The organism is Streptomyces sp. NBC_00385 (assembly GCF_035917155.1).
Classification (GTDB): domain Bacteria; phylum Actinomycetota; class Actinomycetes; order Streptomycetales; family Streptomycetaceae; genus Streptomyces; species Streptomyces poriferorum.
Window position 1 is genome coordinate 2,482,570 of the sequence record NZ_CP107951.1, and the last position, 23,569, is coordinate 2,506,138.

Genomic DNA, 23,569 nt, shown 5'->3' on the forward strand with positions numbered 1-23,569 from the left:
CGTACGGGAGCTGCCGCCCCGGACCAGTTGCACCTCCCGCGGCCCGGGGCGGCAGCAGAAGCGTTCAGCAGTCCCGTAGTTCGGGCGACTGGTTGAGCAACTGGCCCCTCACCGAGGTGAACTTGGCCAGTCGGTCGTCGACCGAGGCGTCCAGCGGGAACACCGCGACGCGGTGGCAGTTCTGGAATGCCAGGCGCACCCCGAAGTGCCGCTGCAGCGCACCGCGTATCGCATCACTCGCGAGCGCACGCAGCAGCTGACCACGTGCCTGCTCGTTGGGCGGCGGCGTCTGGTTGTCGGCGAACTGCCCGCCGTCGACCTTCAGCTGAGCCACCAACGAGCTGATCATCTCCCATGCGTAGGGCAGGGAGGTCCGGACGCAGTCGACGAAGTCGGCTTCGTCGACCTCGCCTCGCTCGGCCTGTTCCAACAGCGCCGGTGAGACGTCGAGCGACATGGGTTCTCCTCTCGCGACCCCGACGGAGAGCCGGGGCCTTACGGGCAGGGAAGAAGGACGGCGACGCAGCGTGCACGCACGGCGACCTCCTGCATCCACGGTAAGGGCGCAGTCCGGGCCGCACCAGGAGATTGGGAACACAACCGGCCAATAACGAAGGGGTTGAAAGAGGGGCAAGCCAGAAAGCGTCACTCCGGGGCGGGAAGGGAGTGACGGGTGGGTGAATCGCGTCGAGCACCTGTCGTCGAGTAGCGTTGCCGACCATGCGTCTCGTCATCGCCCGCTGCTCCGTGGACTACGCGGGCCGGCTCACGGCCCACCTGCCCTCCGCTCCCCGTCTGATCCTGGTGAAGGCGGACGGGAGCGTGTCGATTCACGCCGACGACAGGGCGTACAAACCGCTCAACTGGATGTCGCCGCCCTGCACCCTGAAGGAGGGCGCCGACGACACCGCGGGCGTCTGGACCGTGGTGAACAAGGCGGGCGAAAAACTGATCATCACGATGGAGGAAATCCTCCACGACTCGTCCCACGAGCTGGGCGTCGACCCCGGCCTGATCAAGGACGGCGTGGAAGCGCACCTCCAGGAGCTGCTCGCCGACCGGATCGAGACGCTCGGCGAGGGCTACACCCTCATCCGCCGCGAGTACTTCACCGCCATCGGCCCCGTCGACATCCTGTGCCGTGACGCCGACGGGCAGACCGTGGCGGTCGAGCTGAAGCGGCGCGGCGACATCGACGGCGTGGAGCAGCTGACCCGCTACCTGGAGCTGCTCAACCGCGATCCCCACCTGGCGCCGGTGAAGGGCATCTTCGCCGCCCAGGAGATCAAGCCCCAGGCCCGTGTCCTGGCGACGGACCGCGGTATCGGCTGCGTGGTCCTCGACTACGACGCGATGCGCGGCATCGAGGACGACAAGCTCAGGCTCTTCTGACCGTCCGGCGTTTTGCGGCCTTTCAAGCCCGTCCGACGTTTGAGGACGGAACCCTCCGGCCTCTCAAGCCCGTCCGGCGATTGAGGACGAAACCCTCCGCACGGAGACCGGCGGCCCCGCCGGACGGGCGTCCGCACACTCCAAGCCCGTCCGGCGATTGAGGACGAGGCGCCACCGGGCGGCGCCCGTCATCAGGTCACCGACGGACTCGCACTCGCCTTCGAGGGTCCGCTGGCCGAGTCCGACGAGTCGGGCACCGTCGGCGCCGGTTCTGTCGTCTCGGTACCCGTGGGCGTCGGCTCCGTGGGCGGCTCCGACGTCTCCGTGTCGGTCGGCGAAGGGCTGGCCGGCGAAGGACTGGTCGGCGTCACGGTCGGCTTCGTCGTCGAACGCGTAGGCGAAGGCCTGCTCGACGACGAACCCCCCGGCGACGACGGAGCGGACTCCGAAGCCGTCGCCCCCGGCGAAGACGCCCCGCTCCCGCCGGCCGGCGCGGACCCGCTCACGGACGGCCCCGGCGTCGCCGACGACGACGCGGAACCCGACGTCCGGGCGGACGGAGTCGCACCGTCCGTGGACTCCTCGGCCGGCAGCTCCTCCTCCTGGTCGCCGCTCCCGGTCACCGACTGCTCGGTCGAGGCGCCGGGGTCACCCTGCGGGTCACTGTTCGAGGTGAGCCCGAGGGTCACCACCGTGCCGAGGACCCCGGCCAGCAGCACCCCCGCACCGGCCGCGACCAGATTGCGCCGGGCCCCGCCCAGCATCGCGAAGCGGCCGCTCTCCTCGGCGGCGGCCTTCGGAGCGCCCTGCCGGGACGCGACGGCCGTCTCCTCCGGGTACGTCCGCGGCATCGACACGGGGATGACCGTCGGCAGACCGCGGGGCGGCGACACCTCGAAGCGGTCGACCGGCAGCTCGTCCATCACCGGGGCACCGACCGCGGCCGGCCGGCCGGAACGGTCCTCGACCAGGGCGAGCGCCCTCCGCCCGGCCACCGCACCGGACTTGTCGGCGAGCGCCCCGCGCATGCTGATGGAGGTCTCCAGCTCGGCCCTGGCCCGGTCGAGGTTGCCGGTGCACAGGGCGAGGACACCCAACTCGTGGTGGAAGTACGCCTCTTCGGCGACCTCGCCGGCGATCCGGCCGGCCTCCTGGCCGATCCGCAGGGACTTCTCCCAGGCGCTCCAGTGCAGCCCTGCGGCGAACGCGGGCGAGGCACTGCGGGCCAGCAGCACGGCGACGCTGGTCTGCCCGGCCCCGTCCCCCGGCACCAGCTGCGCCATCGCCGCGAGCATCGCATCGGACTCGGCCACCACCCGGGCGGGGGTGACGGAGGGGTGACCGGCCCACCAGGCATAGTGCTGGGCCACCGTCCGGGCCCGGTCCGTGGCGTCGTCGCCGTATCCGGCGGCCTCCAGCTGGGCGAGGACACCGGCGGCCAGCCGGTAGCGGGAGCCGGCCGGGGACAGCAGTCCGCAGCCGGCGAGCTCCGCGAGTGCCGCGTCGGCGTGGGTGTCCCCCACGAGCGCCGGCAGATGCGCCTGGTGCGGTACCTCGCCGCCGAGTGCGACCGCGAAGCGCAGGGTGTCGCGCGCCGCCTCGCTCAGCCGTGAGCCGAGCAGCGCGGCGGGTGCGGCGCCCTCACCGAGGCTGGGCAGCGGGACCTCATCGGCGTCCGCCCCCGCGGATTCCACGGCCTCCGGAACCTCTTCGACGGGCCGGTTCTCCAGGTAGCCGTACTCGTCGTACGCGGTCGGGTCGGTGCTCAGCAGGTCGCGCTGGCGCAGCAGGGCGCCCGCCTGGACGAAGCGCAGCGGAAGGCCCTCGGACTCGAACCAGAGGTCTCCGGCCCAGTTGGCCTCCTCCTCGGTGAGCGTGCGCTCGACAACCCGCTCCATCAGGTCGATCGAGGCACCGCGGTCGAGGCCGGCGAGGAAGACCTCTTCGAGGTGGGAGTCGGGGCCGGGGGCGGCGACGTCCGGCGTCGCGGCCAGCAGGAAGGCGCATTCGGGCGTCGCGTCGAGGAGCTCGTCCAGCGCGGCGCCACCGAACTCCAGGTCGTCGAGCACGACGACGGCACCGGTCGTCCGCAGCTTCTCCAGCAGCAGTTCTCGGTCCGGGCGGTGCAGCGGCGCGTCGTGAACGGCCTCGAAGAGTCCGTGGAGGAGGTCGGCGACGGTGCGCTTGTGGCCGCTCAGCCGGACGACTCCGTCAGGGGCGAGTTCCGCGCAGTCCGTGGCGACGGCTTCCAGCAGCGCGGTACGGCCGGAACCGGCCGGTCCCGTGAGCCGTACGGAGCGGCCGCGGGCCAGCAGGCGCACCAGGCGTTCGCGTTCGTCGGCCCGCTGCAGCAGCGGCAGCTGGAGGACGGGCGGGCCGGGCGGGACGGGAGGTGCGGCGGCCCGCTCACGGTCGGCCCGCTCCGCGGGGGTGCGCCGGACGGGTGCGGCGGGCTGCTCCCCGGGCGGGCAAGGTTCGACCTCGCTGCCGTCGACGGGGTTGACCGTGAGCAGGAGGTCGCCGGATATGAGCGGGACGATGCGCGCCTGTTGCGGTGTTTGCTGACTGAAATCCGGCGTCAGCGGATCCCGCGAAGGACGGCGCCGGCCGGCTTCCTCGGAGAAGCCGTTGCCGTCGTGGCCGAACTCTTCCGGCCCCCGGTGTATCGGGTCCATCGCCAAAGCCCCCAAGACGCGTCGAGCACGGTTGTCCCTCCCGGCCTCGCACGCCCAGCTGTCGCTTCCGGTCCGGTGTCCGCCAGGTGGGTCCGTCAATCGGCAGACGGCCGAACCCTAAACCTTCGCACAGTATCTACGAACATCCGGGGTGCCGCGCCGCCCCACAGATCACGGTCTCGTGAGGATTGTGTGGCTTCGGCCGGGGCCCCGGGACGGGCGTCCGCCGCCGGGCGCCTTCAGACGCGCGGCAGGGACTCGGCGGCGATTCCGCCCTCGATGGCCAGAATGCGGTGCAGTCTGGTGGCCACCAGCAGGCGTTGCATCTGCGGCGGTACGCCGCGGAGCACCAGCCGCCGCCCGGCACGCCCGGCTCTGCGGTGCGCTCCCATGATGACGCCCAGCCCGGTGGCGTCCCACGAATCCAGCTCGGTCAGGTCGAGCACCAGATCGCCGACTCCGTCGTCGAGGGCCGAGTGCAGGACCGTACGGGCGTCCGCCGCGCTTCGGACATCGAGGCGGCCCCCGACGACCAGCTCGGCGTGGTCGCCCCTGATGTGCATATGCGCTCCCCTGGAATGCTCCGTGGCGTGGTCGGTCTGTCTGAAACTGTCTCTGCCCCAACTGACTGTGGCAGCGACAGGGAAGTTGCCGTCTGTAAGCGAACCGATACCGAATTCACTCCGTGGAGTGACCGAAGTCCGCCGTAGGCCCCTTGGGTATCCACTGCGGATCCGCTGGTTCCGGAAGACGGCCCCCGGAACCCCCGGGCCTGATCGACGGCGGATCAGTCGGCCCGGGACCGAAAACGATCAGTAGGTGTAGAAGCCCTGCCCGCTCTTGCGGCCGATGTCACCTGCATCGACCATTCGGCGCATCAGTTCCGGGGCGGCGAACTTCTCGTCCTGGGACTCGGTGTAGATGTTGCCGGTGGCGTGCAGCAGGATGTCGACGCCGGTCAGGTCCGCGGTGGCGAGCGGCCCCATGGCGTGGCCGAAACCGAGCTTGCAGGCGATGTCGATGTCCTCGGCCGAGGCGACGCCCGACTCGTAGAGCTTGGCGGCCTCGACGACGAGTGCCGAGATCAGCCGGGTGGTGACGAAGCCGGCCACGTCGCGGTTGACCACGATGCAGGTCTTGCCGACCGACTCCGCGAACTCGCGTGCGGCGGCGAGGGTTTCGTCGCTGGTCTTGTAGCCGCGGACGAGTTCACAGAGCTGCATCATCGGAACCGGCGAGAAGAAGTGCACGCCGACGACGCGCTCCGGGCGCTCCGTCACGGCCGCGATCTTGGTGATCGGGATGGCGGAGGTGTTGGAGGCGAGCACGGCGTCGTCCCGGACGATCTTGTCGAGGGTCCGGAAGATCTCGTGCTTCACCTCCAGCTTCTCGAAGACGGCCTCGACCACGACGTCCGCGTCGGCGACCGCGTCGAGATCGGTGGTCGTGGTGATGCGGGCGAGCGCGGCCTCGGCGTCGGCCTCCGCGAGCTTGCCCTTGGAGACGAACCTGTCGTAGGAGGCCTTGATGCCGTCCCGGCCACGGGTCAGGGCCGCGTCGGTGACATCACGCAGCACGACGTCCCAGCCCGCCTGGGCGGAGACCTGCGCGATACCGGACCCCATGAGTCCGGCGCCGATGACGGCGAGCTTCCTGGCCACGTTGGCACCCCTATGCTTCTCAGCGGTTCTTGTTCCGTGCTCTCCGGCGGAGGTTAGTACCCGTGAGGGGCGCTGGGGCGGTGAAGAGATGCGCGTCACGTCTCAAATGACGGACATCACACCGGGATGCGTCATTCGGCGGCGCGCCGGGCGTAGTTGAGCACCGTTTCGCCCAGCAGGCCCTCGATGTCGTCGAGCAGGACGAGGGCGTCGCGGGACACTTCGGCGGCCTTGCGGCCCGCCACCATCTCGCCGCCGATGTACGCCATGAGCGTCGCGTGCACCCAGGAGAGCTGGCCGGCCACCAGGCTCGCGGTCCGGTCCCCCGCCCCGCACTCCTCCCGCAGCGTCCCCTCCAGATGCTGGAGGGCCTCCTGCTGGATGTGCCAGAGGCGGGCCTTGAGGCTGTCGGCTCCCTCGATGACCCGCATGAAGCGCTCGTAGCCCTCCATCAGACCGACGGTGGGTGACACGCCCTCCACCTGGACGCGCAGTTCGCGCAGGACGGCGTCGGCTGCGGACTCCCCCTTGTCCCGGCCCCGGACGTACCGCGAGAGGCGGTCGACGACGCCCTGGCTGCGGTCGAGGAAGAGGTCCTCCTTGGTCGGGAAGTAGTTGTAGACGGTGTTCACCGAGACATCGGCGGCCCGGGCGATCTCGGCGATCGTGACCGCGTCGAATCCCCGCTCCAGGAAGAGACCCGTGGCCACGTCCGAGAGGTACTGCCTGGTCTGGCGCTTCTTGCGCTCCCTGAGTCCCTCAGCCATGGGCCCATCGTAGGGCGCTCTGGGGTTCCTGAATATTTGGTGTCATTGCAATTTTTCAGCGACTCTGTTTTTGTGGTCGCTATGCCAATCATCAGTACGTCCGGGCTCGCCCGGACCTTCGCCTCGAAGACCGGCCCCGTGGAGGCCGTCCGCTCCCTCGACATGACGGTCGCGACCGGCGAGATCGTCGGGCTCCTCGGCCCCAACGGAGCGGGCAAGACCACCACCCTGCGCATGCTCACCACCCTGCTCGCCCCCACCGGCGGCGCGGCCACCCTGGCCGGCCGCGATCTGGTCGAGGACCCGGCGGGCGTGCGGGAGAAGTGCGGGTACGTGGCCCAGTCGGGCGGTGTCGACCCCCACATCAGCGTCCGGGAGGAGCTGGTCACCCAGGGCCGGCTGTACCGGCTCGGCAAGGCCGCGGCCGTGGCCCGAGCCTCGGAACTCGCCGCGGAGCTGGGCCTGACCGAGCTGCTCGACCGCAGGACGCTCACCCTCTCCGGGGGCCAGCGGAGGCGGCTCGACATCGCGATGGGGCTCACCCATCGCCCGGCCGTGCTCTTCCTCGACGAGCCGACCACGGGGCTGGACCCGGGCAGCCGCGCCGATCTGTGGGACCTCGTGCGCCGGCTGCGCGACACGTACGGCACGACCGTCGTGCTCACCACGCACTACCTCGACGAGGCCGACGCGCTCGCGGACCGGCTCGTCGTCATCGATGACGGCCAGGTCGTGGCCGAGGGCGCGCCGGCCACGCTGAAGAGCCGCTACACGGGCTCGCCCGGCGCCTCGCTCCAGGAGGCGTTCCTCGCGATCACGGGCCGTGCCCCCGCCTCCGCCGATGCCGCACCCGTCGCCGTATAGCCCGACCCCTCAGAGGATTCCGATGCTTCTCCACGACACCGCGATCGTCTTCGGGCGGTACGCCCGCCAGACCCTGCGCTCCAGGTTCCAGATCCTCTTCGGCATCCTCATGCCGCTGCTCTACCTGCTCTTCTTCGGCCCCCTGCTCACCGGCCTGCCGCTCGGCCCGGACGGTGACTCCTGGCAGGTGCTCGTCCCCGGACTGCTGCTCCAGCTCGGCCTGTTCGGCGCCTCGTTCGCCGGATTCGCCGTCATCATCGACAAGTCGACCGGGGTCATGGAGCGGATGCGGGTCACCCCGGTCAGCCGGGCGGCGCTCCTTCTGGGCCGGGCCCTGCGCGATGCGCTGCTGTTCGTGTTCCAGGCGGTGCTGCTGGTGCTCGTCGCCGTACTCATGGGGCTGCGCGCCCCGCTGCCCGGCGTGCTGATCGGCTTCGCCTTCGTCGGGCTGCTGACGGTCTCGCTGGCCTCGCTCTCGTACGCACTGGCCATGAAGGTCGGCACGCCGCAGGAGTTCGGACCGGTGATCAACTCGCTCACCATGCCGGCCATGCTGCTGTCCGGGCTGATGCTGCCGATGACGCTGGGGCCGCAGTGGCTGGACGTGCTGTCGCACTTCACACCGCTGCGCTACCTCGTGGACGCGGTGCGGGACGCGTACGTGGGCTCGTACGCCACCGCGCACATGCTATATGGGGTCCTGGTCTCCCTCGGTTTCGCGGTTCTCGCCGTGACAGTGGGCACACGTGTCTTCAGGAGAGCGGGTGCGTAACTAGGCTGACCGCATGGTCAATCTGACACGTATCTACACCCGCACCGGCGACCAGGGCACCACCGCCCTCGGCGACATGAGCCGGACCGCCAAGACCGATCTGCGCATCTCCGCGTACGCCGACAGCAACGAGGCCAACGCGGTCATCGGTACGGCGATCGCGCTCGGGCAGCTGACCGAGGACGTCGTGAAGGTCCTCGTCCGCGTGCAGAACGACCTGTTCGACGTGGGTGCGGACCTGTCGACGCCCGTCGTCGAGGAGCCGAAGTACCCGCCGCTGCGGGTCGAGCAGTTCTACGTCGACAAGCTGGAGGCGGACTGCGACCACTTCCTGGAGCAGGTGGAGAAGCTCCGCAGCTTCATCCTGCCGGGCGGTACCCCGGGCGCCGCGCTGCTGCACCAGGCGTGCACGGTGGTCAGGCGCGCGGAGCGGTCCACCTGGGCGGCGCTGGAGGTGCACGGCGAGGTCATGAACCCGCTGACGGCGACGTACCTCAACCGGCTCTCGGACCTGCTGTTCATCCTCGCCCGGGTCGCGAACAAGGAGATCGGCGACGTGCTGTGGGTGCCGGGCGGCGAACGGTGAGACCGGGCCCGCCCGGCGACCGGGGACGGAGTCCTCACCCGGGCGGGCCCGACACCCGCTTCGCCTCCCGCTCCCGCCCGGGGTCCCGCTTCGGGAAGAGCGTGTAGCTCGCCGCGATCACCAGGTTGATACCGATCACGAACAGCATCGTCTGCTGCCACGACCGCAGTGACGTCGTGTCCCCGTCTCCCCCGACGTACCAGACGGCCGCCTGCAACAGGGCCAGCGCCGTCACCGCGGCCACCGTCCACCGCCCGGCCACCCGCCACTCGTGCGCGGCGCGCGCCATCCCGTACTTCGGCGGCTTCACCGGCGGTGGACCACCGGCGAAACGGTGCGCGACCCGGGCGTCGGCCCACTTGATCGTGGAGTGCCCGAGCCCGACCGTGAAGCCGATGTAGACCGCGGCCAGGCCGTGCTTCCAGTCCGGTTCGGCGCCGTTCTTCAGGTCGACGGCCGTCACCACCAGCAGGACGATCTCCAGCAGCGGCTCGCACAGGAGCACGGCGGCGCCCAGCCGCGGCTTCCCGGCCGCGTAGCGCAGCGTGAGTCCGGCGGCCAGCAGTACCCAGAAGGCGATCTCGCAGAGAACGATCAGTGTGACGATCACGGTCCGTTTCCTTTCGCTCCCTTCCAGTCTCGCGGCGCCACCGCGCCGGATCATCGGCCGCGGTGACGAAACCCCACTGCATCCTTCGATGTAGTGGCGGCTCGCTCCCGGTACGGACGTGTGCCGCGCGTCCGGCGTGTTGGATGGGTGGGTGTTCTCTCCGGCCCGCCCCCACCGCGACGACGTCCTCATCGCCGTCATCGGACTGCTCGGCGGAGCGGTCCTGGCCCTGCTCGGTCTGCACATGCAGAACGGGCGCCTCTTCGACGCCCCCTGGCTCGCGCTCGTCCCGCTCACCGTGATGTCGGCGCTGGAACTGCTGCGCCGGAGCGCGCCGCGGACGGCCCTGGTCATCGGCACGATCGCGCTGGTCGCGGACCAGTTCACGCCCGGGAACCTGGCGACCGTGCTGATGTTCACCGACCTCATGTACGCGGCCGTGCTGTACGGGACCCCCGCGGCCGCCCGCCGGATCCCGGTGACCACGTTCCTGATCACGGTCGCGGTCACGATCGGCTTCCTGGCCTGGTTCCGGGACGCCGAGGCGCTGCTCGTCGGGATCGTCACCGGGCTGGTCTCGTTCGTTCCCGCGCTCACCGGGGTCAGCGTGCGCAACCACCGCGACGCCGCGGAGACAGCCCGGCTGCGTGCCGATCAGACCGCGCTGCTGGCCGAGATGGACCGCGCCCAGGCGGTGACCGCCGAACGCGCCCGGATGGCACGTGAACTGCACGACATGGTCGCCAACCACCTCTCCGCCATCGCCATCCACTCCACCGCCGCGCTCTCCATCGACGACCCGGCGACCTCCCGCGACGCCCTCGGAGTCATCCGCGAGAACAGCGTGGACGGTCTGGCCGAAATGCGCCGTCTGATCGGGCTGTTGCGCACCGGGGCCGCCGATCTGGAGCCGAGCAGCTCGCCGAAGCTCGGCTCGCTGGACGCCCTCATCGAGCAGCACCGCACGAACGCCGCCTCCAGCGGACTGGTCTGCACCCTGGACGACACCCGCACGGATCCCGGCCGACTGCCCGCACCGGTCGAACTCGCCGCGTACCGCATCGTCCAGGAGTCCCTCACCAACGCGCTCAAGCACGCCGCGCCCGGCCCGGTCACGGTACGGCTGGAACAGACGGGAGCGCGGCTGACGGTGGAGGTGGGCAGCGTCCTCGGGGACCGGCCCGGGCCGCGCGCACCGGGTTCGGGGGCCGGGCTGATCGGGATGCGGGAGCGGGTGGCGCTGCTCGGCGGGGAGTTCGAGGCAGGGCCCGTGTCCACCGGGGACGGGTCGGGGAGTTGGCAGGTACGGGCACAACTGCCCGTGGGAGAAGGGAGCGTGAGGCGATGACCATCAGGGTTCTGGTCGCCGAGGACCAGTCGGCCGTGCGGGCGGGGCTGGTCCTCATCCTGGGCAGCGCGCCGGACATCGAGGTCGTCGGAGAGGCCGGTGACGGGGAGGAGGCCGTCCGGCTGGCCCGCGAACTGCGCCCGGATCTGGTGCTGATGGACATCCAGATGCCCCGGCTGGACGGGGTGTCCGCGACGAGGCAGGTGGTGGCGGAGCGGCTGGCGGACGTGCTGGTGCTGACGACGTTCGACCTGGACGCGTACGTGTTCGGGGCGCTGCGGGCCGGGGCTTCGGGCTTTCTGCTGAAGGACACCGAGGCGCGCGGGCTGCTCGACGCGGTCCGCACGGTGGCGCGCGGCGAGGGTCTCATCGCCCCGTCGGTGACGCGCCGGCTGATCGCGGAGTTCGCGGGAACCACGCCGCACGGGCCGTCGGAGGGTCCCGACCGGGCGGTCCTGGACACGCTCACCCGGCGCGAGCGCGAGGTGCTCGGCTGCCTCGGGGAGGGGATGTCGAACGCGGAGATCGCGGTGCGGCTGTCCATGGCCGAGGCGACGGTGAAGACGCACGTCAGCCGGTTGCTGGGGAAGCTGGAGCTGCGCAGCAGGGTCCAGGCGGCGGTGCTGGCACAGGAGTTGGGCGTCTGAGGTTTATCCGCGCCCGACTCCGAACTTTGGTCTGGACCTCTTGACGATTGGTCCAGACCTTCCTAATCTCACCGAGCACACTGCGGTGAGCCCGCCACAACAAAGCGGGCTCAGGGCGGCGCAGGGTTTGCAGTCCACGGACCATCCCCGTTTGTCCGGACCTCACCCGAGGAGCACCGTTGAGCACTGAGACCCCCCGCCGGACCCGATTCAGATTCGGGGCCGGAAAAGCCACCAGATCCCGAGCAGTCGCGGGCCTCACCGCACTGCTCCTTCCGCTCGCCGCGATGGTCGGCCTGGCCTCCCCCGCCGAGGCCGCCACCTCCGCCACCGCCACGTACCTCAAGAAGTCCGACTGGGGCAGCGGCTTCGAGGGCCAGTGGACGGTGAAGAACACCGGAACCACCTCCCTGTCCTCCTGGACCATCGAGTGGGACTTCCCCTCCGGCACCGCGGTCGGCTCCGCCTGGGACGCCACCGTCACCAGCTCCGGAACCCACTGGACCGCCAAGAACCTCGGCTGGAACGGCACGGTCGCCCCCGGGGCCAGCATCAGCTTCGGCTTCAACGGCACCGGCTCCGGCGCCCCCGCCGGCTGCAAGCTGAACGGCGCCTCCTGCGACGGCGGCAGCGTCCCGGGTGACAACGCCCCGTCGGCACCCGGCACCCCCACCGCGAGCGCCGTCACCGACACCTCGGCGAAGCTCACCTGGAGCGCCGCCACCGACGACCACGGCATCAAGAACTACGACGTCCTGCGCGACGGCGCCGTCGTCGCCACGGTCACCGGCACCACGTACACGAACACCGGCCTCACCGCGGGTACCGACTACTCGTACACCGTCCGGGCCCGTGACACCGCGGACCAGACCGGACCGGTCAGCGGCGCGGTCAAGGTGCACACCACCGGCGGCGGGGGCACCGACCCCGGCCCGGGCGGCGACAAGATCAACCTCGGGTACTTCACCGACTGGGGCGTCTACGGCCGCAACTACCACGTCAAGAACCTGGACACCTCCGGTTCGGCCGCGAAGATCACGCACATCAACTACGCCTTCGGCAACGTCCAGGGCGGCAAGTGCACGATCGGTGACTCGTACGCCGACTACGACATGGCCTACACCGCGGACAAGTCCGTCGACGGCGTGGCCGACACCTGGGACCAGCCGCTGCGCGGCAGCTTCAACCAGCTGCGGAAGCTCAAGGCGAAGTACCCGCACATCAAGGTCCTGTGGTCCTTCGGCGGCTGGACCTGGTCCGGCGGCTTCGGCCAGGCGGCACAGAACCCGGCCGCGTTCGCCCAGTCCTGCTACGACCTGGTCGAGGACCCCCGCTGGGCCGATGTCTTCGACGGCATCGACATCGACTGGGAGTACCCCAACGCCTGCGGTCTGACCTGTGACACCAGCGGCCCCGCCGCGCTGAAGAACATCACCTCGGCGCTGCGTACGAAGTTCGGCAGCAGCAACCTGGTGACCGCCGCGATCACGGCCGACGGCTCCGAGGGCGGCAAGATCGACCTGGCCGACTACGCGGGCGCCGCGCAGTCGCTGAACTGGTACAACGTGATGACGTACGACTTCTTCGGCGCCTGGGCGGCCAAGGGCCCGACGGCCCCGCACTCCCCGCTGACCTCGTACAGCGGCATCCCGCAGGCCGGCTTCAACTCCGCCGACGCCATCGCCAAGCTGAAGGCCAAGGGCGTCCCCGCCTCGAAGCTGCTGCTCGGCATCGGCTTCTACGGCCGCGGCTGGACCGGTGTCACCCAGGCGGCACCGGGCGGCACGGCCACCGGCGCGGCGCCGGGTACGTACGAGGCGGGCATCGAGGACTACAAGGTCCTCAAGAACAGCTGCCCCGCCACCGGCACGATCGCCGGTACGGCGTACGCGCACTGCGGCACCAACTGGTGGAGCTACGACACCCCGGCGACGATCCAGTCGAAGATGGCCTGGGCGAACAGCCAGGGCCTGGGCGGGGCGTTCTTCTGGGAGTTCAGCGGTGACACCGCGAACGGTGAACTCGTGAGTGCGATGGACAACGGCCTCAACTAACCCCTGAGGCAGTCGCACCCCGAAAAAGCGCCGGGGAGACAGGTCCGCCCCCTGTCTCCCCGGTTTTCGTGTGCTCCGGTGCGGGTACCGCGGCCTCAGGCCAGCCACGTTCCCCCCTCCCCAGACGTCGTCCGGGAGGTACCGCCCCTTCCAGTGAGGCCCCTGTTCAAGCCACGTTGACTCGCTGGCCGGGCGGCGCCGCCTCCAGCCAGGCGAGGAATCCGGTGAGGGCGTCCTCGCTCATCGCCAGCTCCAGACGGGTCTCCCGGTGGAGACAGCCGAGCACGACGGCGTCGGAGAGGAGCGCGAGTTCCTCCTCGCCCTCGGGCAGCCGGCGGGCGACCACCTCGATCGAGGAGCGCTCCAGCACCCGGCGCGGGCGCGGGGAGTAGCTGAAGACCCGGAACCACTTCACCTTGTCGCCGCTGTACCGGGCGACTCCGTACACCCAGCCCTTGCCCGAGAGATCGGGCTCCTCCGGCACATTCCATCGCAGACTGCAGTCGAAGGTCCCGCCGGAACGCTGAATCAGCCGCCGGCGCAGACCGAAGACGAAGAGCCCCAACAGGACCAGCGCGACGATCAGCCCGCCCACCCACAGCGCGAGGTACATCTCCACCGACCTCCTCGCGTCATCGAGTAAACGGATACCGCTCGAACTTCACCTGCACCTGCATCGCCTCAGCCGCGACACGGTCTGGAGGGGTCTCCAGACCGGCCGCGGCTGAGGGTAAAGCCGTTTCGCGGGGTGACTAGTGCACCGCCACCGCACGCAGTCGCACATCGGCGCGGCGCTCGGCAGCGCTGTCCGTGTCCGACTTGGCACGCTCGAACGCACGCTCCGCGCGCTCGACATCGATCTCGTCCGCCAGCTCGGCAATCTCCGCCAGCAGCGAGAGCTTGTCGTCGGCGAAGGAGATGAAACCACCGTGCACAGCGGCGACGACAGTGCCGCCTTCGCTCGTGCGGATCGTCACCGGGCCCGATTCCAGCACACCCAGGAGCGGCTGGTGACCGGGCATGACGCCGATGTCGCCGGACGTGGTACGTGCGACAACGAGGGTGGCCTCGCCGGACCAGACACTGCGGTCCGCGGCGACCAGCTCGACATGCAGCTCAGCAGCCAAGGGTGGCTCCTCGGGTCACCACCCGGCGGTGATGCCGGGTGTTGGGTCAATTCTACGGGGCGTGGTGAGGGGGGCGGGACACACCCACCCCCCTCGGTGAGCCGGAGGCTCAGGAGACGCCGAGCTCCTTGGCGTTGGCCTTCAGGTCCTCGATGCCACCGCACATGAAGAACGCCTGCTCGGGGAAGTGGTCGTACTCCCCGTCACAGATCGCGTTGAACGCGGCGATCGACTCGTCGAGCGGAACGTCCGAACCGTCCAGGCCGGTGAACTGCTTGGCGGCGTGGGTGTTCTGCGACAGGAAGCGCTCGACGCGACGGGCACGGTGGACAACGAGCTTGTCCTCCTCGCCCAGCTCGTCGATACCGAGGATCGCGATGATGTCCTGGAGGTCCTTGTACTTCTGCAGGATCCCCTTGACACGGCTGGCCGTGTCGTAGTGGTCCTGCGCGATGTAGCGCGGGTCCAGGATGCGGGACGTGGAGTCCAGCGGGTCCACGGCCGGGTAGATGCCCTTCTCGGAGATCGGACGGGAGAGAACCGTCGTCGCGTCGAGGTGGGCGAACGTGGTGGCCGGGGCCGGGTCGGTCAGGTCGTCCGCGGGGACGTAGATCGCCTGCATCGAGGTGATCGAGTGACCACGCGTCGAGGTGATGCGCTCCTGGAGCACACCCATCTCGTCGGCCAGGGTCGGCTGGTAACCCACGGCGGACGGCATACGGCCGAGCAGCGTGGAGACCTCGGAACCGGCCTGCGTGAAGCGGAAGATGTTGTCGATGAAGAGCAGCACGTCCTGCTTCTGCACATCGCGGAAGTACTCCGCCATGGTCAGGGCGGACAGGGCCACGCGAAGACGCGTGCCCGGCGGCTCGTCCATCTGGCCGAAGACCAGCGCGGTCTTCTCCAGAACGCCCGAGTCCGTCATCTCGTCGATGAGGTCATTGCCCTCACGGGTGCGCTCACCGACGCCGGCGAACACCGACACACCGTCGTGCAGCTTCGCCACACGCATGATCATTTCCTGGATGAGGACCGTCTTGCCGACGCCCGCACCACCGAACAGACCGATCTTGCCGCCCTTGACGTACGGGGTCAGCAGGTCGACGACCTTCAGGCCGGTCTCGAACATCTCGGTCTTCGACTCGAGCTGGTCGAAGGCCGGGGCCTTGCGGTGGATCGGCCAGCGCTCGGTGATCTGCGCCTCGGCCTCCGGCTCGTTCAGGATCTGACCGAGGGTGTTGAACACCTTGCCCTTGGTGATGTCACCGACGGGAACGGTGATGCCCGCGCCCGTGTCGGTCACCGGGGCCTGGCGGACCAGACCGTCGGTGGGCTGCATCGAGATCGCACGGACCACGCCGTCACCCAGGTGCTGGGCGACTTCGAGGGTCAGCGTCTTACGAGCGCCGGCCTCGGCCGGGTCGTCGACCTCGACGTGCAGGGCGTTGTAGATCTCCGGCATCGCGTCGACGGGGAACTCCACGTCGACGACCGGGCCGATGACCCGGGCGACGCGGCCCGTGGCAGCGGCCGTCTCAACTGTCGTCGTCATTACTTGTCACTCCCCGCGGACGCGTCGGCCAGCGCACCTGCACCGCCGACGATCTCGCTAATTTCCTGGGTGATTTCGGCCTGGCGGGCCGCGTTGGCAAGCCGGGAGAGGCTCTTGATCAGGTCCCCGGCATTGTCGGTCGCCGACTTCATCGCGCGGCGGCGGGCGGCGTGCTCGGAAGCGGCAGCCTGCAGCAGTGCGTTGTAGATGCGGCTCTCGACGTAGCGCGGCAGAAGGGCGTCGAGGACGTCCTCCGCCGACGGCTCGAAGTCGAACAGGGGAAGGATCTCGTCCTTCTCCGTGCTCTCCTTCGCGACCTCGTCGATCGAGAGCGGCAGCATCCGGCCGTCGACCGCGTTCTGCGTCATCATCGACACGAACTCGGTGAAGACGATGTGCAGCTCGTCGACGCCGCCCTCGGCCGTGTCCTTGGTGATGGACTCGATCAGGGGCGCGGCGATCTTCTTGGCGTCCGCGTACTCCGGGCTGTCGGTGAAGCCGGTCCACGACTCCACGACCTTGCGCTCGCGGAAGCCGTAGTAGGCGACACCCTTACGGCCGACGATGTACGTGTCGACCTCCTTGCCCTCGGCCGCCAGCCGCTCCCGCAGCTTCTCCGCCGCCTTGATGGCGTTGGAGGAGTAGCCGCCGGCCAGACCGCGGTCGCTCGTGAGGAGCAGGACCGCGGCCCGCACCGGGGACTCGGCCTCGGTGGTGAGCGGGTGCTTGGTGTTGGAGCCGGTCGCCACCGCGGTCACCGCGCGGGTGAGCTCGGTCGCGTACGGCATCGACGCCGTCACCTTGCGCTGCGCCTTGACGATGCGCGAGGCGGCGATCATCTCCATCGCCTTGGTGATCTTCTTGGTCGCGGTGACGGCTTGGATGCGGCGCTTGTAAACGCGAAGCTGAGCGCCCATCGATCAGCCCTCGCCCAGGAGCTTGCCGTCCGAGGTCTCGAACTGCTGCTTGAAGGCGGCGATCGCGTCGGCGACCGACTGCAGCGTGTCGTCGGACATCTTGCCGCCCTCGGCGATGCTGGTCAGGAGGTCCTTGCGCTCACGGCGCAGGAACTCGAGCAGCTCGCTCTCGAAGCGACGGATGTCCTCGACCGGGACGTCATCCATCTTGCCCGTGGTGCCGGCCCAGACGGAGACGACCTGCTCCTCCATCGGGAACGGGGCGTACTGCGGCTGCTTCAGCAGCTCGACCATGCGCTTACCGCGCTCCAGCGACGCCTTGGAGGCCGCGTCCAGGTCGGAACCGAAGGCGGCGAACGCCTCCAGCTCACGGAACTGGGCGAGGTCCACGCGCAGTCGGCCGGAAACCTGCTTCATGGCCTTGTGCTGGGCGGAGCCACCGACTCGGGAGACCGAGATACCGACGTTGAGCGCCGGACGCTGACCCGCGTTGAACAGGTCGGACTCCAGGAAGCACTGGCCGTCGGTGATGGAGATGACGTTGGTCGGGATGAACGCCGACACGTCGTTCGCCTTGGTCTCGACGATCGGAAGGCCCGTCATCGAACCGGCGCCCATGTCGTCGGAGAGCTTGGCGCAACGCTCCAGCAGACGCGAGTGCAGGTAGAAGACGTCGCCCGGGTAGGCCTCACGGCCCGGCGGACGGCGCAGCAGAAGCGACACGGCGCGGTAGGCGTCGGCCTGCTTCGAGAGGTCGTCGAAGATGATCAGAACGTGCTTGCCGTCGTACATCCAGTGCTGGCCGATGGCCGAGCCGGTGTACGGCGCCAGGTACTTGAAGCCGGCCGGGTCGGACGCCGGGGCGGCGACGATGGTCGTGTACTCGAGCGCGCCGGCCTCTTCCAGGGCACCTCGCACGGAGGCGATGGTGGAGCCCTTCTGACCGATGGCGACGTAGATGCAGCGCACCTGCTTGTTCACGTCGCCCGAGCGCCAGTTGTCGCGCTGGTTGATGATCGTGTCGACGGCCAGCGCGGTCTTACCCGTCTGACGGTCGCCGATGATCAGCTGACGCTGGCCGCGGCCGATCGGCACCATGGCGTCGACGGCCTTGTAGCCGGTCTGCATCGGCTCGTGCACCGACTTACGGACCATGACGCCAGGGGCCTGCAGTTCGAGGGCGCGACGGCCTTCGGTCGCGATCTCGCCGAGGCCGTCGATCGGGTTGCCGAGCGGGTCGACGACGCGGCCGAGGTAACCCTCGCCGACGCCGACGGAGAGCACCTCACCGGTGCGCTGCACCGGCTGGCCCTCCTCGATTCCGCTGAACTCGCCGAGGACGATCGCACCGATCTCGCGCTCTTCGAGGTTGAGGGCGAGACCGAGGGTTCCGTCCTCGAACTTCAGCAGTTCGTTCGCCATGGCGGAGGGCAGGCCCTCCACCTTCGCGATGCCGTCGCCGGCAACGCTGACCGTTCCGACCTCCTCGCGCGAGGCCGCGTCCGGCTGGTACGACTGGACAAAGTTCTCCAGTGCGTCCCGGATCTCCTCCGGCCGGATCGTGAGCTCCGCCATCTGGGTTCCCTGCTCTCCTTGTTGGGCCCGAAGTTTCTTAAGGGGGTCTGGGGGCCGACCCCCAGGAATCTTCTGCAATTTCTGCACGGCCCAACCGGGCCGCTGGTCTTGCTCTGTTCTGTTTGGTACGTCGCGCTGCGTCAGCCGGCCATGCGACGGGTCGCCTCGTCGAGGCGTTCCGCGATGGTGCCGTTGATGACCTCGTCGCCGACCCGCACCACGATCCCGCCGAGGACCTCGGGGTCCACGTCCAGGCTCAGGTGCATCTGCCGGCCGTAGATCTTCGCCAGCGCGGCGCCGAGACGCTGCTTCTGCCGGTCACTGAGCGGCACAGCCGAGGTGACGACTGCCACCACGCGGTCCCGGCGGTCCGCGGCGAGCTTGGAAAGGGACTCGAGTCCCGCTTCCAGGCTACGTCCACGGGGCTGGGTGACAAGCCGCGTGACGATGCGCTCGGTGGTGGGCCGCGCCTTTCCGCCGAGCAGGCTGCGCAGCAGCTCGCCCTTGGCGGCGGGGGTCGCGGTCCGGCTGGTGAGTGCGGAGCGCAGCCCGGTGTCCGAGGCCACGATCCGGCCGAACCGGAACAGCTCGTCCTCGACGTCGTCGAGGTCTCCGCTGCGCTGGGCGGCGGTGAGGTCGGCGGTGTTCGCCAGCTCCTCGATCGAGTCGACCAGGTCACGCGACTGCGACCAGCGCGAGCGGACCATGCCGGAGACCAGGTCGAGGGCTTCGCCGCCCACCTGGCCGCCCAGCAGCCGTCCGGCCAGCTCGGCCCTGGCCTCGCCGGCCTGCGCCGGGTCGGTCAGGACCCGGCGCAGCGACACCTCGCGGTGCAGCAGCGCCGTGACGCCGGCCAGGTCCTCGGCGAGCTTCGCCGCGTCGACCGACGTGTTGTCGGTCAGCGCGTCGAGCCGCTCGCGTGCGGCAGCCAGTGCCTCGCGGCTCGCGCTGTTCATCGGACTGCCTCGGCCTTCGCCTCGAGCTCGTCGAGGAAACGGTCGACGGTGCCGCTCTGCCGGGCGTGGTCCTCGAGGGACTCGCCGACGAGCTTGCCGGCCAGGTCGGTGGCGAGCTTGCCCACGTCCTGACGCAGCGCCGAAGCAGCGGCCTTGCGGTCGGCCTCGATCTGGGCGTGGCCGGCAGCGACGATCTCCTCGCGCTGCCGCTGGCCTTCCGCCCTCATTTCCTGCAGGATCACGGCGCCCTGCTCCTGCGCCTCCTGGCGCAGACGAGCGGCTTCGTGGCGGGCCTCGGCGAGCTGAGCCTTGTACTGCTCAAGAACGCTCTGGGCCTCGGTCTGGGCCGCATCGGCCTTTTCGATACCGCCTTCGATGGCCTCGCGGCGCTCTTCCAGAACCTTGTTGATGTTCGGGAGGAGCTTCTTGGCGAGGAAGCCGAAGACGATGACGAAAGCGATGAGGCCAATGACGAGCTCAGGGATCGGCGGAATGAGCGGGTTTTCCGCTTCCTCCGCCGCGAGCTGAACCAGGGGGTTCACGTCAGTGCCTTCCGTCGAATGGGCTGTTCGCGACCGGTCAGGAGGTCGGGTAGACGAACGGCATGACCAGACCGATCAGGGCGAGCGCCTCACAGAAGGCGAAGCCGAGAATCTGGTTGGCGCGGATGAGACCGGCAGCCTCGGGCTGACGGGCGAGCGCCTGGGTGCCGTTACCGAAGATGATGCCGATGCCGACGCCGGGGCCGATCGCGGCGAGGCCGTAACCGATCGAGCCGAGGTTGCCCTTGATTTCGACGCCGGCGGCGAGGGTCTGGAGAGCGGACATGCCGGTTCTTCCTTCTCTTTCAATGTCCGGTGGGGGTTGGCCACCGGGTGCTTCAGGAGGTGGGTGCTCAGTGGCCCTTGGCGAGAGCGCCCTGGACGTAGCTGCAGGCCAGCAGCACGAACACGTAGGCCTGGACAGCCTGGATGAAGAGCTCGAAGGCGGTCATCACGATGACCATCACGAACGACACGCCTGCGTAGGCGAAGCCGATGCCGTTGAGCAGGTACCAGCTGGCGATCGTGAAGAGCAGCAGGAGCGTGTGCCCCGCGAACATGTTGGCGAACAGTCGGACCGCGTGCGTGAACGGCCGGACCAGCAGGTTCGAGAAGAACTCGATGGTCATCGAGAGGGGCAGGACCCCGCCGAGGCTCTTGTCGTAGCCCGTGAAGTTCTTGAACGCTCCGACGAAACCGTGCTTCTTGAAGGTCAGGACGACCCACAGGATGTAGACGATCCCGGCGAGAGCCGCCGGATACGAAATGATCGCCGTCACGGGGAACTGGGCAACCGGGATGATGGACCAGAGGTTCATCATCCAGATGACGAAGAACAGGGAGACCATCAGCGGGACGTACTTCTCGCCGTCCTTCTTGCCGATCGTCTCGTAGACGATGCCGCGGCGGACGAAGTCGTATCCGGCCTCGGCCACCATCTGAAGCTTGCCGGGCACCAACTTCGGCTTACGGAAGGCGGCCCAGAAGAAGCCAACGATGATGACCGAGCCGAGCAGGGCCAGCAGCATCGTCTTGTTGAAGTACAAGTTGCTGTCCGCGTCGCCCCAGAGGGGCTCGAACAGGAACGAGTGCAGGCCGGGTGCCGGGAAACCACAACCGTCGAAGATGTGGCAATCGGTCTCGAAGGCGAGCACCTGTGTCGGGTCAGCACTCACCGCGGGCTCCTTCAGCGTGGCGCATAGGTACGGCAACCTCGTTGTGTCGGCGCGGCGCGCAGCCGCGGTTCGGCACTGGACTGGTGTTTCGGATGTGTGAGCGGCAGTCAGGCATTTGAGCCTCGCGATCGAGCAGGCGTCAGCTCACATGCCCGCGCCCGCAGTGCCGCAGTTGGAACCGGACGATAGCAGGGTCGCGAACCTGCACTTATTCCGCCCCTACCCTTCACGCTGCGGACCCGGGCTTTTTGGGCTTTTCGTCCTTGTCGGACTCGGGTTCCACGTAAAGGATCTTGGCCTTCATGTGCGCACGCGCCTGTGCGCCGATCCACACGAGTGTCGTCACGACCAGGGTGATCGCGAAGGCCTTCGGGTTGAACAGCGAGGTGTTCTTGAATACGGCGACGAAGATGAACAGCAGCAGGAGTTGCGCCGTGTACAGCGCGAGACCCATCGCCTGGAAAAGGTGGGGCATGGACCGGGCGGTCCGTTGCAGGACCATCAGCCCGATCCCCATGAAGAGGATGACCACGATCGTCGCAACGATCGCGCCCAGGGCTCCCTTGCCACCGGCGACGCCAGCGCTGATCGCGGCGGCGACTGCGCCGGCGACAGCGGTGGGTACGGCGGTCTGGAGGAGAGTCCGGACGTCGTTGGACGGCATGGCGGCAGCTCCGCTTGCTGGGGGTGGGCAGTGTGTCGTCATGGACGAGCGTAGGCCCGGTCCGAGTCGATGCCTCGGGGCCAAGGGACCGTGCTACTCAGGTCCTTCGGCTCTGTCACCGGGTTCGTGAACGGTATCACAAACTATTTGATGAGGTCTTTACCTAGAAAGTGTGCTTGCTGTCACACGCGAGAGCTAATTAGCGCGTGTGAGCAAGACAACTCAACGACTTGTCTGGTAATGCCCCTTGACGCCCGAATCAATGACGCGTCGAATCGGCCTTGCGCCGGTCCGCGAAGCGCGAACGGTGACCGATCGCCGTCGCTCCGTTGACGCCGGACACTCCTGCGGCGATCGGGGCCTGCGGGGCGGCCTCGTGCCCATTCTGCCCCATCTGATCACCCAGGGGCCCCTGTTGGCTCTCCAGCCCCTGCGAGGACCCCGTCCCGGGCTCCGTCTCGCGCCGGCGTCGGCGGTACCGCGGCGGTACGAAGCGCTCCGCCCATCGCGGGGCGCGCGGGGTGAACCGGGGCATCAGCAGCAGGATCAGGCCGAGCGCGCTCAGCCCCACGATCAGGAGCACGATCCACATCGACGTCGAGTGCACCGAGTAGCCGACCGCGCCGAAGGCGATCAGGGCCGACCAGAAGTACATGATCAGCACCGACCGGCTGTGCGAATGGCCGATCTCCAGCAGCCGGTGGTGCAGATGGCCGCGGTCCGCCGCGAACGGCGACTGGCCGTTCCAGGTGCGCCGCACGATCGCCAGCACCAGGTCCGCCGCGGGGATGGCGATGATCGTCAGCGGCAGGAGCAGCGGGATGAAGACCGGCAGCATCGCGTGGGTCGCCTGCCGTTCGCTTCCCGCGAAGAGCTTCATCGCGTCCGGGTCGACCTGTCCGGTGACGGAGATCGCACCTGCGGCGAGGACCAGGCCGATCAGCATCGACCCGGAGTCCCCCATGAAGATCCGCGCGGGATGCATGTTGTGCGGCAGGAAGCCGAGGCACATGCCCATCAGGATCGCCGTGAAGAGCGTCGCGGGGGCCGCGGCCTCGATCCCGTACCCGTACCAGAGCCGGTAGGTGTAGAGGAAGAGCGCGGCCGAGGCGATGCACACCATGCCGGCCGCCAGGCCGTCCAGGCCGTCGACGAAGTTGACCGCGTTGATGGTGATGACGACGAGCGCGACCGTGAGCAGCGTGCCCTGCCACTGGGTGAGCGGGACCGTGCCGACACCCGGGATCGGCAGCCACAGGATCGTGAGGCCCTGGAGCACCATGACCGCCGCGGCGATCATCTGCCCGCCCAGCTTGATCAGGGCGTCGATCTCGAACTTGTCGTCCAGGACGCCGATCAGCCAGATCAGGGCCGCTCCGGAGAGCAGCGCGCGCGGTTCGTTGGAGAGCTCGAAGACGCCGTCGAGGTTGGCCAGATGATCGGCGACGATCAGCCCGGCGCACAGCCCGCCGAACATGGCGATGCCGCCGAGCCTCGGTGTCGGTTCGCGGTGGACGTCACGCGCACGGATCGCGGGCATCGCCCCGACCGCGATGGCGAACTTACGCACCGGGCCGGTGAGCAGATACGTCACCGCGGCCGTGACACAGAGCGTCAGCAGGTAATCACGCACGGGCTGCCCCAGAAATATCGCCGGCCATCTCAGCCCACACTGTAGCTACGTC

General features: G+C 69.1%; 24 protein-coding genes. 7 read left to right on the forward strand and 17 right to left on the reverse strand.

Annotation, left to right across the window (positions count from 1 at the left end; genetic code table 11):
* Positions 1-64: 64 nt before the first annotated feature.
* Positions 65-457, reverse strand: coding sequence for an SCO5389 family protein (locus OG959_RS10645; RefSeq protein WP_148020754.1), 393 nt, complete (start codon positions 455-457; stop codon positions 65-67).
* A 263-nt stretch (positions 458-720) separates the two neighbouring features.
* Here OG959_RS10645 and nucS point away from each other — a divergent pair, with 263 nt between their 5' ends.
* Positions 721-1,392 (forward strand): endonuclease NucS, encoded by a 672-nt coding sequence (nucS, locus tag OG959_RS10650; RefSeq protein ID WP_326657926.1) that lies wholly within the window; start codon positions 721-723, stop codon positions 1,390-1,392.
* A gap of 191 nt (positions 1,393-1,583) precedes the next feature.
* Here nucS and OG959_RS10655 read toward each other — a convergent pair whose 3' ends face one another.
* The 4 genes from OG959_RS10655 to OG959_RS10670 form a co-directional block, all read right to left on the reverse strand.
* Positions 1,584-4,067 (reverse strand): ATP-binding protein, encoded by a 2,484-nt coding sequence (locus tag OG959_RS10655; protein WP_326657927.1) that lies wholly within the window; start codon positions 4,065-4,067, stop codon positions 1,584-1,586.
* Between the two features lie 239 nt (positions 4,068-4,306).
* Positions 4,307-4,630: an STAS domain-containing protein gene (locus OG959_RS10660; RefSeq protein ID WP_018102617.1), complete on the reverse strand. Its 324-nt coding sequence runs from the start codon at positions 4,628-4,630 to the stop codon at positions 4,307-4,309.
* A gap of 249 nt (positions 4,631-4,879) precedes the next feature.
* Positions 4,880-5,728: a 3-hydroxyacyl-CoA dehydrogenase family protein gene (locus tag OG959_RS10665; RefSeq protein WP_306071688.1), complete on the reverse strand. Its 849-nt coding sequence runs from the start codon at positions 5,726-5,728 to the stop codon at positions 4,880-4,882.
* Positions 5,729-5,859: 131 nt separating this feature from the next.
* Positions 5,860-6,495, reverse strand: coding sequence for a TetR/AcrR family transcriptional regulator (locus tag OG959_RS10670; protein ID WP_326657929.1), 636 nt, complete (start codon positions 6,493-6,495; stop codon positions 5,860-5,862).
* A gap of 81 nt (positions 6,496-6,576) precedes the next feature.
* Here OG959_RS10670 and OG959_RS10675 point away from each other — a divergent pair, with 81 nt between their 5' ends.
* From OG959_RS10675 to OG959_RS10685, 3 genes are read left to right on the forward strand one after another with little or no spacing between them, the layout of a single operon-like run.
* Complete coding sequence (locus tag OG959_RS10675; RefSeq protein WP_326657930.1) at positions 6,577-7,359, forward strand: ABC transporter ATP-binding protein; 783 nt, start codon at positions 6,577-6,579, stop codon at positions 7,357-7,359.
* Positions 7,360-7,381: 22 nt separating this feature from the next.
* A complete protein-coding gene (locus OG959_RS10680; protein WP_326657931.1) occupies positions 7,382-8,131 on the forward strand; it encodes an ABC transporter permease in 750 nt (249 codons plus the stop codon).
* A 13-nt stretch (positions 8,132-8,144) separates the two neighbouring features.
* A complete protein-coding gene (locus OG959_RS10685; RefSeq protein ID WP_326657932.1) occupies positions 8,145-8,717 on the forward strand; it encodes a cob(I)yrinic acid a,c-diamide adenosyltransferase in 573 nt (190 codons plus the stop codon).
* A 34-nt stretch (positions 8,718-8,751) separates the two neighbouring features.
* On the opposite strand, the gene OG959_RS10690 is transcribed toward OG959_RS10685, so the two are convergent.
* A complete protein-coding gene (locus OG959_RS10690; RefSeq protein WP_326657933.1) occupies positions 8,752-9,327 on the reverse strand; it encodes a hypothetical protein in 576 nt (191 codons plus the stop codon).
* Positions 9,328-9,478: 151 nt separating this feature from the next.
* Here OG959_RS10690 and OG959_RS10695 point away from each other — a divergent pair, with 151 nt between their 5' ends.
* The 3 genes from OG959_RS10695 to OG959_RS10705 all read left to right on the forward strand — a co-directional run bounded on the left by OG959_RS10695 (position 9,479) and on the right by OG959_RS10705 (position 13,376).
* Positions 9,479-10,675 carry a sensor histidine kinase gene (locus OG959_RS10695; protein WP_326657934.1) on the forward strand — a complete coding sequence of 399 codons (1,197 nt, stop codon included), beginning with the start codon at positions 9,479-9,481 and terminating at the stop codon, positions 10,673-10,675.
* Positions 10,672-11,322, forward strand: coding sequence for a response regulator transcription factor (locus tag OG959_RS10700; protein WP_326657935.1), 651 nt, complete (start codon positions 10,672-10,674; stop codon positions 11,320-11,322). Before OG959_RS10695 ends, OG959_RS10700 begins: the two co-directional genes overlap by 4 nt.
* A 179-nt stretch (positions 11,323-11,501) precedes the next feature.
* Positions 11,502-13,376: a glycoside hydrolase family 18 chitinase gene (locus tag OG959_RS10705; protein WP_326657936.1), complete on the forward strand. Its 1,875-nt coding sequence runs from the start codon at positions 11,502-11,504 to the stop codon at positions 13,374-13,376.
* Positions 13,377-13,542: 166 nt separating this feature from the next.
* Here OG959_RS10705 and OG959_RS10710 read toward each other — a convergent pair whose 3' ends face one another.
* The 11 genes from OG959_RS10710 to OG959_RS10760 form a co-directional block, all read right to left on the reverse strand.
* A complete protein-coding gene (locus OG959_RS10710; protein ID WP_326666319.1) occupies positions 13,543-13,989 on the reverse strand; it encodes a DUF2550 domain-containing protein in 447 nt (148 codons plus the stop codon).
* Positions 13,990-14,128: 139 nt separating this feature from the next.
* Complete coding sequence (locus tag OG959_RS10715) at positions 14,129-14,503, reverse strand: F0F1 ATP synthase subunit epsilon (RefSeq protein WP_148020742.1); 375 nt, start codon at positions 14,501-14,503, stop codon at positions 14,129-14,131.
* Positions 14,504-14,612: 109 nt separating this feature from the next.
* On the reverse strand, positions 14,613-16,055 hold the full coding sequence (gene atpD / locus OG959_RS10720; RefSeq protein ID WP_136328753.1) for a F0F1 ATP synthase subunit beta: 1,443 nt from the start codon (positions 16,053-16,055) through the stop codon (positions 14,613-14,615).
* A complete protein-coding gene (locus OG959_RS10725) occupies positions 16,055-16,972 on the reverse strand; it encodes a F0F1 ATP synthase subunit gamma (RefSeq protein ID WP_148020741.1) in 918 nt (305 codons plus the stop codon). The genes atpD and OG959_RS10725 overlap by 1 nt, the downstream gene beginning before the upstream one ends.
* A gap of 3 nt (positions 16,973-16,975) precedes the next feature.
* Entirely contained in the window at positions 16,976-18,547 is a 1,572-nt protein-coding gene (gene atpA, locus OG959_RS10730) for a F0F1 ATP synthase subunit alpha (RefSeq protein ID WP_326657937.1), read from the reverse strand.
* 140 nt (positions 18,548-18,687) lie between these two features.
* Complete coding sequence (locus OG959_RS10735; RefSeq protein WP_326657938.1) at positions 18,688-19,503, reverse strand: F0F1 ATP synthase subunit delta; 816 nt, start codon at positions 19,501-19,503, stop codon at positions 18,688-18,690.
* Positions 19,500-20,045 carry a F0F1 ATP synthase subunit B gene (locus tag OG959_RS10740; protein ID WP_136328757.1) on the reverse strand — a complete coding sequence of 182 codons (546 nt, stop codon included), beginning with the start codon at positions 20,043-20,045 and terminating at the stop codon, positions 19,500-19,502. Before OG959_RS10740 ends, OG959_RS10735 begins: the two co-directional genes overlap by 4 nt.
* 37 nt (positions 20,046-20,082) lie before the next feature.
* Positions 20,083-20,331, reverse strand: coding sequence for an ATP synthase F0 subunit C (gene atpE / locus OG959_RS10745; protein ID WP_018102636.1), 249 nt, complete (start codon positions 20,329-20,331; stop codon positions 20,083-20,085).
* Positions 20,332-20,398: 67 nt separating this feature from the next.
* Complete coding sequence (gene atpB, locus OG959_RS10750) at positions 20,399-21,220, reverse strand: F0F1 ATP synthase subunit A (protein ID WP_148020738.1); 822 nt, start codon at positions 21,218-21,220, stop codon at positions 20,399-20,401.
* 226 nt (positions 21,221-21,446) lie between these two features.
* Positions 21,447-21,884, reverse strand: a complete 438-nt coding sequence (locus OG959_RS10755; RefSeq protein WP_219570458.1) for a hypothetical protein — start codon at positions 21,882-21,884, stop codon at positions 21,447-21,449.
* Positions 21,885-22,143: 259 nt separating this feature from the next.
* Positions 22,144-23,529, reverse strand: coding sequence for an MraY family glycosyltransferase (locus OG959_RS10760; RefSeq protein ID WP_326666321.1), 1,386 nt, complete (start codon positions 23,527-23,529; stop codon positions 22,144-22,146).
* Positions 23,530-23,569 lie beyond the last annotated feature (40 nt).

Excerpts from the sequence above, each read along its gene's own strand:
- OG959_RS10755 (WP_219570458.1), bottom strand. The coding sequence starts at position 21,884 with ATGCCGTCCAACGACGTCCGGACTCTCCTCCAGACCGCCGTACCCACC.
- atpA (WP_326657937.1), bottom strand. The coding sequence starts at position 18,547 with ATGGCGGAGCTCACGATCCGGCCGGAGGAGATCCGGGACGCACTGGAG.
- OG959_RS10645 (WP_148020754.1), bottom strand. The coding sequence starts at position 457 with ATGTCGCTCGACGTCTCACCGGCGCTGTTGGAACAGGCCGAGCGAGGC.
- OG959_RS10735 (WP_326657938.1), bottom strand. The coding sequence starts at position 19,503 with ATGAACAGCGCGAGCCGCGAGGCACTGGCTGCCGCACGCGAGCGGCTC.
- OG959_RS10700 (WP_326657935.1), top strand. The coding sequence starts at position 10,672 with ATGACCATCAGGGTTCTGGTCGCCGAGGACCAGTCGGCCGTGCGGGCG.
- nucS (WP_326657926.1), top strand. The coding sequence starts at position 721 with ATGCGTCTCGTCATCGCCCGCTGCTCCGTGGACTACGCGGGCCGGCTC.
- OG959_RS10670 (WP_326657929.1), bottom strand. The coding sequence starts at position 6,495 with ATGGCTGAGGGACTCAGGGAGCGCAAGAAGCGCCAGACCAGGCAGTAC.
- OG959_RS10725 (WP_148020741.1), bottom strand. The coding sequence starts at position 16,972 with ATGGGCGCTCAGCTTCGCGTTTACAAGCGCCGCATCCAAGCCGTCACC.
- OG959_RS10660 (WP_018102617.1), bottom strand. The coding sequence starts at position 4,630 with ATGCACATCAGGGGCGACCACGCCGAGCTGGTCGTCGGGGGCCGCCTC.
- OG959_RS10680 (WP_326657931.1), top strand. The coding sequence starts at position 7,382 with ATGCTTCTCCACGACACCGCGATCGTCTTCGGGCGGTACGCCCGCCAG.
- OG959_RS10655 (WP_326657927.1), bottom strand. The coding sequence starts at position 4,067 with ATGGACCCGATACACCGGGGGCCGGAAGAGTTCGGCCACGACGGCAAC.
- OG959_RS10685 (WP_326657932.1), top strand. The coding sequence starts at position 8,145 with ATGGTCAATCTGACACGTATCTACACCCGCACCGGCGACCAGGGCACC.
- OG959_RS10675 (WP_326657930.1), top strand. The coding sequence starts at position 6,577 with ATGCCAATCATCAGTACGTCCGGGCTCGCCCGGACCTTCGCCTCGAAG.
- atpD (WP_136328753.1), bottom strand. The coding sequence starts at position 16,055 with ATGACGACGACAGTTGAGACGGCCGCTGCCACGGGCCGCGTCGCCCGG.
- OG959_RS10710 (WP_326666319.1), bottom strand. The coding sequence starts at position 13,989 with ATGTACCTCGCGCTGTGGGTGGGCGGGCTGATCGTCGCGCTGGTCCTG.
- atpE (WP_018102636.1), bottom strand. The coding sequence starts at position 20,331 with ATGTCCGCTCTCCAGACCCTCGCCGCCGGCGTCGAAATCAAGGGCAAC.